Origin of the sequence: Acidovorax sp. 100 (genome assembly GCF_003688355.1) — a bacterium.
In the GTDB taxonomy this organism is placed as follows: Bacteria; Pseudomonadota; Gammaproteobacteria; order Burkholderiales; family Burkholderiaceae_C; genus Acidovorax; species Acidovorax delafieldii.
Window position 1 is genome coordinate 3914261 of sequence record NZ_REFD01000001.1, and the last position, 11480, is coordinate 3925740.

Consider the following 11480-nt stretch of genomic DNA (forward strand, 5'->3'; position numbering starts at 1 on the left):
GCTAATGAGTCCGGCGCCTACCGCCCGGCCAGGCACGCTGAGATAATCACGCCCCATGTCCCTCCTGCCCCACCAGCTCGAACTGCTCTCGCCCGCGCGCGACGCAGACATTGGCATCGAAGCCATCAACCACGGCGCAGATGCCGTCTACATCGGTGGTCCGGCCTTTGGCGCGCGGGCCAGCGCGGGCAACGACATCCGGGACATTGAGCGCCTGGTCAGGCACGCGCACCGCTTCAACAGCCGCATCTTCATCACGCTCAACACCATCCTGCGCGACGACGAGCTCGAAGCCGCGCGCCAGATGGCCTGGCAGGTGTACGAAGCCGGTGCCGACGCCCTCATCATCCAGGACATGGGCCTGCTCGAAATCGACCTGCCGCCCATCCAGCTGCACGCCAGCACCCAGACCGATATCCGCACGCCCGAAAAAGCACGCTTCTTGCAGGACGCGGGCCTCTCTCAGATCGTGCTGGCACGCGAGCTGACGGTGCAGCAGATCGCCGCCGTGCACAAGGCGCTGGGGCCCGTGGATGCGCCGGGCCGCGCCAACATCGAGTTCTTCATCCACGGCGCGCTGTGCGTGGCCTACAGCGGCCAGTGCAACATCAGCCATGCGCAAACGGGCCGTAGCGCCAACCGCGGCGACTGCAGCCAGGCCTGCCGCCTGCCCTACCAGGTGACCGACGCGCAGGGCCGCTTCATCGCGCACGACAAGCACGTGCTGAGCATGAAGGACAACAACCAGAGCGACAACCTGCGCGCGCTCATCGACGCCGGAGTGCGCAGCTTCAAGATCGAAGGGCGCTACAAGGACATGGGCTACGTGAAGAACATCACCGCCCACTACCGCACCTTGCTCGACGAGATCATCGAAGAGCGCGAGGCCCAAGGCCGGCCGCTCTCCCGCTCTTCCAGCGGTCGCACCACCTTCACCTTCACACCCGACCCACTGCAGAACTTCAACCGCGAGTTCACCGACTACTTCGTGACGGGCCGCAAGGAAGACATCGGCGCGTTCGACACCCCCAAGAACCCCGGCCAGGCCGTCGGCTGGGTGACCAAGCTGGGCCCAGACTTTGTGGAGCTGGAACTGAGCGACCCTGCCACCGTGCTGCACAACGGCGACGGGCTTTGCTACTACGACCTGCACAAGGAGCTGGTGGGCATGGCCATCAACGTGGCCGAGCCGGCGTCGGCCCGCAGCGTGGGCCAGTGGCGCGTGTACCCCAAGGACCCGATGGACGGCTTCAAGGACCTGCGCAAGGGCACCGAGGTCAACCGCAACCGCGACATGGACTGGGTGCGCACGCTGGAGAAAAAGTCCAGCGACCGCCGCATCGGCCTGTGGGCACACCTGAGCGAAACGCCCACCGGCTTCAGCCTGATGCTGACCGACGAGGACGGCAACGTGGGCTGTGCATCCGTGCAGCAACCCCACCAGCCAGCCACTGACGCAGCCAAGGCCGAGGCCAGCCTGCGCGAGCAGCTCGGCCGCTTTGGCGCCACGGTGTTTGCGGTGCATGACATTGCGCTGCAGCTCTCGCAGCCGTGGTTTGTGCCCGCCTCGGTGCTCAACGCCCTGCGCCGCGATGCCGTGGCCGAACTGGAAGCCAACCGGGCCCACAACTTTGCCCGCCTGCCGCGCGCCACGCCGGTGGAGCCGCCTGCGCCCTACCCAGAGGACACGCTTTCTTTCCTGGGCAATGTGTTCAACCACAAGGCCCACGACTTCTACGTGCGCCACGGCGTGAAGGTGATCGACGCGGCCTACGAGGCGCACGAAGAGGAAGGCGAGGTCAGCCTCATGATCACCAAGCACTGCGTGCGCTTTTCCATGAGCCTGTGCCCCAAGCAGGCCAAGGGCGTGACGGGTGTGCAGGGCACCATCAAGGCCGAACCCTTGATGTTGATCAATGGCAAGGAAAAGCTGACCTTGCGCTTTGACTGCAAGCCCTGTGAAATGCATGTGGTGGGCAAGATCAAGCGCCAGGTGCTGAACCAGGTGCCAGAAGCCCCGCTCCAGTTCTACAAAGCCCGGCCGCAAGTCGCGCACTAAGGCAACGCCGAAGAAGTCCTTGTGCGGGCGTGCGGCCCGTTTCACCGATCGCCGCATGTCCCCATCCACCGCGCCACACCTGCACCCCACCGACGCCGTGGCCCAGGCCCATGGCGTCAACCCTGACGCAGGCCTGCATGCCGACGAAGCGCTGCGCCGCAGCGCCACCCATGGCGCCAACGAGTTGGTCGCATCGCAGGACCGCCCATGGTGGCGCCTGCTGGCCGACCAGTTCAAGGACTTCATGGTGCTGGTACTGCTGGGTGCGGCCGTCATCTCGGGGCTGGTGGGCGAGGTCACCGACACGCTGGTGATCCTCGTCATCGTGGTGCTCAATGCCGTCATCGGCTTTGTGCAGGCCTGGCGCGCCGACCAGGCCATGGCGGCGCTGCGCCAGCTGGCGGCGGCGCACGCCACCGTGCTGCGCAGCGGTGCGGTGCAGGTGGTCCCTGCCACCGTGCTCGTGCCCGGTGACATCGTGCTGCTGGAGGCGGGCAACCAGATCCCGGCCGACCTGCGGCTCATTGAGATCGCGCAGTTGCAGGTGGATGAATCGGCCCTCACGGGCGAGTCCGTCACGGTGGCCAAACAGACCGAAGCCCTGGCAGCCGAAGACGTGGGCGCGCTGGGCGACCGCACCAACATGGCTTTCAAGGGCACCACCGCCACCCATGGCCGCGCACGCGGGCTGGTGGTGGCCACCGGCATGCGCACGGAGCTGGGCAAGGTGGCCACGCTGCTCGACACCGGCGACCGCAGCACGCCGCTGCAATTGCGCCTCGCGGCGTTTGGCAAGCGCCTGGCGATAGCGGTGCTGGGCATCTGCGCGGTGATCTTTGTGGTGGGCGTGCTGCGCGGCGAGGCGCCGCTGCTCATGGCCCTCACCGCCATCAGCCTGGCGGTGGCCGCCATCCCCGAGGCCCTGCCCGCCGTGGTCACGGTGCTGCTGGCCCTGGGCGCACGCCGCATGGTGGCGGTGCATGCCCTGGTGCGGCGCCTGCCCTCGGTGGAGACCCTGGGCTCGGTCACCACCATCTGCTCGGACAAGACCGGCACCCTGACCCAGAACCGCATGCATGCAGAGTTGCTGCTGGCCCACGGTGTGCGCTGGGTGCCCGGCGATCCCCTGCCCGGCCCCGCCCATGCCGAAGCCCTGTGTGCCGCCGCGCTGTGCAACGACGCCACGCTGCAGGTCCACAACGAAGAGGGCCAGTCGGGCATCCACTGGCTGGGCGACCCCACCGAGATCGCGCTGGTGCTGGCCGCCCACGCGGGCGGGCTGGACAAGGCCCAGCTCGACGCTGCAAGCCCCCGCGTGCAGGAGCAACCGTTTGACTCCGACCGCAAGCGCATGACGACCTTCCACCGCGCGGCCGCAGGCTTTGTGGCCTACACCAAAGGCGCGCCCGAATCCGTGCTGCCCCGCTGCACCGCCCACTGGACGCCTGAAGGCGCTGCCGCGCTCGACACCGCCAAGGTCCTCGCCACCGCACAGCAGCTCGCCGCCCAGGGCCTGCGGGTGCTGGCCCTCGCCCGCCGCAGCCACGCCCGCCTGCCGGACACCAACGACATCGACGCGGTAGAAAACCAGCTGGAGCTGCTGGGCCTGATCGCCCTCATCGACCCGCCCCGCGCCGAGGCCCAGGCCGCAGTGCGCGACTGCATCAGCGCGGGCATCACGCCCGTAATGATCACAGGCGACCATCCTGCGACTGCGCGCGCGATTGCGCACCGCCTGGGCATTGTGAAGAGCAGCGATGCCCCGGTGCTTACCGGCGCCGACCTGGCCACACTGGACGATGCTGCCCTGCGCGCCCACGTGGAGCAAGTGCAGGTCTACGCCCGCGTGGACCCGGCGCAGAAGATCCGCATCGTCGAGGCGCTGCAGGCCCAGGGCCACTTTGTGGCCATGACGGGCGACGGCGTGAACGATGCCCCGGCGCTCAAGCGTGCCGACATCGGCGTGGCCATGGGCCAGGGCGGTACCGACGTGGCGCGCGAGGCGTCAAGCCTGGTGCTGCTGGACGACAACTTCGCCACCATCGTTGCGGCGGTGCGCGAGGGCCGTCGCATCTACGACAACATCCGCAAGTTTGTGCGCTACGCGATGACGGGCAACTCAGGCGAGATCTGGACCATCTTCCTGGCGCCGCTGTTGCTGTTGCCCATCCCTTTGCTGCCCATCCACATCCTGTGGGTCAACCTCGTTACAGACGGCCTGCCCGGCCTGGCGCTGGCGGCCGAACCGGCCGAGCGCGGCATCATGCAGCGCCCGCCCCGCGCGCCGCGCGAAAGCCTGTTTGCCCACGGCATGTGGCAGCACATCCTGGGCGTGGGCCTGCTCATTGGTGGGCTGTGCCTGGCGGTGCAGGCCTGGGCCCTGCACACCGGCCACACGCACTGGCAGACCATGGTGTTCACCGTGCTCACGCTGGCGCAGATGGCGCATGTGATCGCCATCCGCTCCGAATCCGAACCCATCTGGCGCCTGGGCCTGCTGAGCAACCGCCCGCTGCTGGGTGCCGTGCTGCTCACCTTTGCGCTGCAGATGGCCACCATCTATGTGCCCTGGCTCAACCCCATCTTCCGCACCGAGCCGCTGAGCCCGAGCGAGCTGGTGCTGTGCATCGGCGCCGCGCTGGTGGTGCTGGTGGTCGTGGAAGTCGAGAAGGCCTGGCGCCGTAGCCAGCAGGCGCGGCGCACCACCCCAGAGCCCATGGACAGCGCCATGGACGAGCCCTCGGCCTGAAAGAGTCCAGGGCGCACAAGAACGTCATAAGCACATAGCCAACGATTCGATGACGCCAGGGGTCCAGGGTGCCAGAATGGCCCGCGCCATCGGCACATCGGGCCTCGTCCAGCCATGGGCCGAGCCCGGTTGTTCCACTCCCATCCCTTGAATGAAAGAGACAGCACCCATGCAGATCGAAACCCTGGCCGTACACGCAGGCTACAGCCCCGACCCCACCACCAAGGCGGTGGCCGTGCCCATCTACCAGACGGTGGCCTACGCGTTTGACAGCGCCCAGCATGGCGCCGACCTGTTTGACTTGAAGGTGCCGGGCAACATCTACACCCGCATCATGAACCCCACCACCGACGTGCTCGAAAAGCGCGTCGCGGCGCTGGAAGGCGGCATCGCCGCGCTGGCCGTGGCCTCGGGCATGGCCGCCATCACGTATGCCATCCAGACCATTGCCGAGGCGGGCGACAACATCGTCTCGGCCAGCACGCTCTACGGCGGAACCTACAACCTGCTTGCCCACACGCTGCCGCAGCAAGGCATCACCACGCGCTTTGCCGACCCGCGTGACCCTGCCAGCTTTGCGCAGCACATCGATGCGCGCACCAAGGCCATCTTTATCGAGTCGATCGGCAACCCGCTGGGCAACGTGACCGACATCGCCGCGCTGGCCAAGGTGGCGCATGACCACGGCGTGCCGCTGATCGTGGACAACACGGTGCCCAGCCCCTACCTGCTGCGCCCCATCGAGCATGGCGCCGACATCGTGGTGCACTCGCTCACCAAGTATCTGGGCGGCCACGGCAACAGCGTGGGCGGCGCGATTGTGGACAGCGGCAAGTTCCCGTGGGCGGAGCACAAGGCACGCTTCCCGCGCCTGAACGAGCCCGACGTGAGCTACCACGGCGTGGTCTACACCGAGGCGCTGGGCCCCGCCGCCTTCATCGGCCGTGCACGCGTGGTGCCGCTGCGCAACACGGGTGCGGCGCTGGCGCCGCTCAATGCCTTCCTGATCCTGCAAGGCATCGAAACCCTGGCGCTGCGCATGGACCGTATCTGCGACAACACGCTGGCCATTGCCCAGTACCTGCAAAGCCACCCCAAGGTCGAATGGGTGCGCTACGCCGGTCTGCCCGACCACCCGGACCACGCGCTGGTGCAGCGCCAGTCAGGCGGCAAGGCGTCAGGCATTTTGAGCTTTGGCGTGAAGAACAGCGACGCCGACCCACGTGCGGCCGGTGCCCGTTTCCTGGATGCGCTGCAGCTCTTCACGCGCCTCGTGAACATTGGCGATGCAAAGTCGCTGGCCACCCACCCAGCATCCACCACCCACCGCCAGCTCAATCCCGAAGAGCTGGCCAAGGCGGGCGTGAGCGAAGGCATGGTGCGCCTGTCGGTCGGCATCGAGCACATCGACGACCTGCGGGCGGACCTGGCGCAGGCACTCGACAAGGTGTGAGGTGCGAATGGCCATGCGCCCCCAAAAGCGCATGGCCAGGCACCTGTCACCGTACTTTTGAGGCCTTTTTGCGCCCAAGCGCTAGTGGAATATGCGCCGCCAGCTACATATTTAATAGCAACAAAGACCACGGCACGCAGCGACACCGTCATGCTGGCCCCAGCGCGGCGGGTCGATGGCGGCCAGCGCCAGGCGCTGGCGGCCTTCAGCCGAGGTCGCGTGCCAGCCGAATGCCGGTGAACTGCCAGCGCGCCGTGGCCGGAAAGAAGTTGCGGTAGGTCAGTCGCTCGTGCCCCGGCGGCGTGGCGCTGGACGAGCCCCGCAGCACGTACTGGTTGACCATGAACTTGCCGTTGTACTCACCCACGGCGCCTTCGGCCACCCGGAAGCCGGGGTACGGCGCGTAGCTCGACTGCGTCCACTGCCAGGCAGCGCCGTGCCACTGCGCCATGCCAGCGGCACCCTGCGCGGCCGCATGCTCCCATTCGGCCTCGGTGGGCAGGCGCGCGCCCACCCAGCGCGCGTAGGCATCGGCCTCGTAGTACGACAGATGCACCACCGGCTGGTTGCCCTGCAGCGGCTGCAGGCCGGCCAGCGTGAACTGGTGCCAGGCCCCATCGATGCGATGCCAGTACAGGGGCTGCTCCAGGCCCTGCGCCGCTCGCCAGTCCCAGCCTTCGGCCAGCCAGAGCAGCGGGTTGCGGTAGCCACCCGCTTCCACAAACGCCAGATACTCGGTCTGCGTCACCAACCGCGAGGCCAGCGCGTAGGGATGCAGATACACACGATGGCGCGGGCCCTCGTTGTCAAAGGCAAAGCCGCTGCCAGCGTGGCCGATATCGGCCAGCCCCCCGTCAAAGGAGTGCCACGCCAGTGCTTGGCCAGCCTCGGGCGCCACAGCGTCTGAAGCCTTGGCATAGGCGGGGAACAAGGGGTTGCAGGACAGCAGGTGCAGGATGTCGGTGAGCATCAGCTCCTGGTGCTGCTGCTCATGCTGCAGGCCCAGCTCGATCAGGCCACGCGGCGCAGTGTCGTGCGCCACAGTGGGCCACAGGCACGCCATGCGGGCGTCCACGTCGGCCCGGTAGGCGAGCACCTCATCCAGCGAGGGTCGTGTGAGCAGCCCGCGCTGCGGACGCGGGTGCTTGGCGCCCACACCGTTGTAGTAGGAGTTGAACAGCACCCGGAACGCAGGTGCAAACGGCTGAAAACCGGGCTCGTGGGCTTCGAGCACAAAGGTCTCAAAGAACCAGGTGGTGTGGGCCAGGTGCCATTTGGTGGGACTGGCGTCGGGCATGGACTGCGCGGCGCAGTCCTCCGGCGACAGCGGAGCCGCCAGGGCCAGCGAGCGGCCGCGTACCGCGGTGTAGCGCGCCAGCAGCGTGTCAAATGCGGGGGATGTCACGGTCATGGCGGCCACCGATCAAGGACGGGCGTGGACCACCGCGAACCAGCCCCGCTCGTCCGTCCACGCCTGTGCCTGCGCAAAACCGGCGCGCGCAAGCATGTCGGTGAACACGGGCAACGGGTACTTGTAGCTGTTCTCGGTGTGGATGCGCTCGCCCTGGTCGAACCTGCGACCGCCGCCGGGCCAGCACACCTCGGTGTCAGAGGCAGCCTCCAGGTGCATTTCAATGCGTGACGCCTCGGTGTTGAAGAACGCACGGTGCCGCCACTGCGCCACGTCAAAGTCGCTGCCGATCAGGCGGTTCACATGCTTCAGCACATTGCGGTTGAACTCGGCGGTGACCCCCGCTGCATCGTCGTAGGCGGCTTCGAGCACCGCCACATCCTTGGGCAAATCGATGCCGATGAGCAGGCCGCCATCGTCGTCGATCAGCTCGCGCATGTGGGCCAGCAGCTCCAGCGCGTGCGGCGGGTCGAAGTTGCCGATGGACGAGCCCGGGTAGAACACGAGGCGCCCGGTGCGGGGAATGTCGTCAGGCAGTGACACCCCCAGGGTCATGTCGCCCGCCAGCGCGCGGGCATCCAGCGCCGGGAAGTCGTCGCGCAGCCCTTGCACCGCCTGTTCCAGAAAATCCGCCGAAATGTCCACGCCCACAAAACAGGCCGGCTGCACCAGGCGGCACAGGGTGCGGGCCTTCTGGCAGTTGCCCGCGCCCAGTTCGATCAGGGTGCGGCCTGCGCCCACTGCGCCCGCGATGCTGTCTGCATGTGTCTGCATCAGCGCCATTTCGGTGCGTGTGGGGTAGTACTCCGGCAGGCGTGTGATGGCTTCAAACAGCTGCGAGCCATGCTGGTCGTAGAAATACTTGGGGGAGATGCGTGCGGGACGCTGGGTCAGACCGCGGGTGATGTCGGAATAGCGAGGCAGGAGCATGGATCGTCAGGACGTTGGGGCGGCAGCGCCGCCGGGTGGTCAAAAGCAGAGGCACCTGGAGCGCCCACATTGCGGCACGCCCCACACGCTCCCCTGCCCCATTGTGCGTTGCCTCGCTGACTGCCGTGTGTAGGCCATTTCCGCACCCACAAAAAAAGGGCTGGCGCAGGCGCCAGCCCTTCAGACCCTTGGAGAACTTTTATTGTCAGGAACGCAGGGCCCGCCTGGGGCCCTGTGCCCTTAGAAGCGCCAGCCCAGACCCACGCCCACCAGAACGGGGTCCACCTTGAAGGTGCCCAGCTTGGCACCGCCTGCGCTCACGTCGGTCTTGATGAAAACCTTCTTCACGTCGAAGTTGAGGTACAGGTTCTTGGCCAGCGGGATGTCCACACCCACTTGCAGCGCGGGGCCGAAGCTGTTGCGGTCAATGCTCACGCCTGCGGGCAGGTTCACGCTCGAGAAACGCGTGTAGTTCAGGCCCGCGCCCACGTAGGGCTTGAAGCCGGGGGCATCAAAGTGGTACTGCGCCAGCAGTGTGGGGGGCAGGTGCTTGAGCGTGCCAATGGCTGCGCCGCCAGCGCTGAGCGTGTGCTTCTGGGGCACGGTCAGGATCAGCTCGGCCGCGATGTTCTTGTTGAAGAAGTAGGTGACATCCACTTCAGGGATGGTCTTATTGTTGACCGACAGGCCCAGCGGTGTGCTGTCCTTGTTGGCGCTGTCCAGGTGCACCGCACGTGCACGGACCATCCAGGGGCCTTCAGCCTGTTGCGCCAGGGCAGCGCCAGAAGAGAGGGCACAGAGAACGGCGACAGCCAGCAGGTTCTTTTTCATGGTATTTCGCATCGGTTGGACGGGGACGACCCCCGTGCATGCATTGAACCGCTGCGGCCACGACCCGGCCTTGCCTTACCTCAAGCCCTCGGTAGTAACCCTTAGACCTAGATCAAGGAATACCCACTATCAAGCTGTGGATTTGCCCCGCAGGCGCTGAACCAGCGTCCACCCGGCCAGCACCAGGCCACCCGCCACGATGCCCACCACGGCGTTCAGCAGGTTGGGCACCAGCACCGCCCACAGCCCACCCACGGGCCATTGCGCCGCTGCCGTGCCTGCAGCCTCAACCGCATGGTGCAACGCAGGCACGCCGTGCACCAGAATGCCACCGCCCACCAGAAACATCGCCGCAGTGCCCGCAATGGACAGCCCCTTCATCAGCCAGGGTGCTGCGCGCAGGATGCCCGATCCCAGGGCGCGCGCAGCGCTGCTGGCCTTGTTGTTGAGCCATAGGCCCAGGTCGTCCAGCTTGACGATACCCGCCACCAGCCCATAGACACCGATGGTCATGATGACGGCGATGCCCGACAGCACCGTGAGCTGCTGCACGAAGGGCGCAGCAGCCACCGTGCCCAGCGTGATCGCAATGATTTCGGCCGACAGGATGAAGTCCGTGCGCACGGCACCCTTGATCTTGTCCTTTTCAAAGGCCACAAGATCCACCGCCGGATTGGCATTGGCCTTGGCGTGGCTCTCATGCTCGGCCTCATCCTCATGCTGGGCGTGCAGCAGCTTGTGCGCCACCTTCTCAAAGCCCTCAAAGCACAAGAAGGCGCCCCCCACCATCAGCAGCGGCGTCACGGCCCACGGCGCAAAGGCGCTGATCAGCAGCGCAGCGGGCACCAGGATGACCTTGTTGATGAACGAGCCCTTGGCCACCGCCCACACCACCGGAATCTCGCGCTCAGCGCGCACCCCGGTCACCTGCTGGGCGTTGAGCGCCAGGTCGTCCCCCAGCACGCCCGCCGTCTTCTGTGCAGCCACCTTGGTCATCACCGACACATCGTCGGCCATGGCAGCGCTCTTCTTGGCCGCCACCTTGGTCATCAAGGCCACATCGTCGAGGATGGTGGCGATATCGTCGAGCAAAGCAAGCAGGCTGCCAGCGGCCATGGGAAGTCCTTGGGATGAGTCGCAAAAAAATGCGGCGAACAAGCCGCCGGTGTGCGCCGCACTATAGCAACGCACAGGCAACCGCCGCGCAAGCCCCCATCGTCGTGCAGCGGCCATGCCATTCGCAGATAGCCCCACATTGCCTGCGGGCATGCCTGCCCAGCCACAAGGCGCATACTCGCGCCCTCATCCACTACCCGCTATGGGGCCTTCTGCGGGCTTCACCGCCCCGCCATGCCCGGCTACCTGACCAAGCAAGAAGACATCGCCATCACCGGCGCGGCAGACCTGATCATCCAGTCGCTGCTGGACAAGCAGCAGTTTGCCGACCCGCTGGGCGCCGCCGAGGCGCTGGGCATCTCATCAGCCGCCTGGCCCCTCTTCGGCCTGTTGTGGCCGTCGGGCGCGCAGCTGGCCCAGCGCATGGCCAGCCGCCCCCTGCTGGCGGGCGAACGTGTGCTGGAGATCGGCTGCGGACTGGGCCTGGCCAGCCTGGTGTGCCACCGGCGCGGTATCGATGTCACTGCCAGCGACTGCCATCCTCTGGCCCAACAGTTTCTGCAGGAAAACGCGCGCTTGAACGGCCTGTCACCCGTGAAGTACCGCACGGGTCAGTGGGGCTCGGACGCGCCAGCACCGGCCAACGCGGTGCAAGGCCAGTTCGACCTCATCATCGGCAGCGATGTGCTGTACCAACGCGACGCTCGTGCGTCCCTGGCCACCTTTCTGGACCACCACGCAGGCGACGGCGCACAGATCTGGATCGTGGACCCGAACAGGGGCAATCGCTCCACCTTCCATAAGCAGATGGCTGTGCACCGTTTCGATGTGATCGAAGAGCGACTGGACCACCCCGCCCTGGCCGATGTGCCGGCGTACAAAGGGCGGCTGCTGATTTACCAGCGCACCTTAACAGCGGCCTGAACACGAC

The 11480-nt window shown here is 66.7% G+C and carries 8 protein-coding genes; 4 read left to right on the top strand and 4 right to left on the bottom strand.

Annotation, left to right across the window (positions count from 1 at the left end):
- The first annotated feature begins 55 nt into the window (after window positions 1–55).
- From C8C96_RS18025 to C8C96_RS18035, 3 genes are all read left to right on the top strand, one after another.
- Window positions 56–2059, top strand: coding sequence for a U32 family peptidase (locus tag C8C96_RS18025; RefSeq protein ID WP_121943194.1), 2004 nt, complete (start codon window positions 56–58; stop codon window positions 2057–2059).
- Window positions 2060–2114: 55 nt separating this feature from the next.
- Window positions 2115–4808 (top strand): cation-translocating P-type ATPase, encoded by a 2694-nt coding sequence (locus C8C96_RS18030; protein WP_121943195.1) that lies wholly within the window; start codon window positions 2115–2117, stop codon window positions 4806–4808.
- Window positions 4809–4977: 169 nt separating this feature from the next.
- Entirely contained in the window at window positions 4978–6261 is a 1284-nt protein-coding gene (locus tag C8C96_RS18035) for an O-acetylhomoserine aminocarboxypropyltransferase/cysteine synthase family protein (RefSeq protein WP_121943196.1), read from the top strand.
- 205 nt (window positions 6262–6466) lie between these two features.
- Here C8C96_RS18035 and egtB read toward each other — a convergent pair whose 3' ends face one another.
- The 4 genes from egtB to C8C96_RS18055 all read right to left on the bottom strand — a co-directional run bounded on the left by egtB (window position 6467) and on the right by C8C96_RS18055 (window position 10549).
- Window positions 6467–7672, bottom strand: a complete 1206-nt coding sequence (egtB, locus tag C8C96_RS18040) for an ergothioneine biosynthesis protein EgtB (protein ID WP_121943197.1) — start codon at window positions 7670–7672, stop codon at window positions 6467–6469.
- 12 nt (window positions 7673–7684) lie between these two features.
- Window positions 7685–8602 carry an L-histidine N(alpha)-methyltransferase gene (gene egtD, locus C8C96_RS18045; protein WP_121943198.1) on the bottom strand — a complete coding sequence of 306 codons (918 nt, stop codon included), beginning with the start codon at window positions 8600–8602 and terminating at the stop codon, window positions 7685–7687.
- Window positions 8603–8842: 240 nt separating this feature from the next.
- Window positions 8843–9433: an OmpW family protein gene (locus tag C8C96_RS18050; protein WP_015013729.1), complete on the bottom strand. Its 591-nt coding sequence runs from the start codon at window positions 9431–9433 to the stop codon at window positions 8843–8845.
- A 129-nt stretch (window positions 9434–9562) separates the two neighbouring features.
- A complete protein-coding gene (locus C8C96_RS18055; RefSeq protein ID WP_116749567.1) occupies window positions 9563–10549 on the bottom strand; it encodes a DUF808 domain-containing protein in 987 nt (328 codons plus the stop codon).
- A 234-nt stretch (window positions 10550–10783) separates the two neighbouring features.
- Here C8C96_RS18055 and C8C96_RS18060 point away from each other — a divergent pair, with 234 nt between their 5' ends.
- Entirely contained in the window at window positions 10784–11473 is a 690-nt protein-coding gene (locus C8C96_RS18060) for a methyltransferase (protein WP_121943199.1), read from the top strand.
- The last annotated feature ends 7 nt before the right edge of the window (window positions 11474–11480 follow it).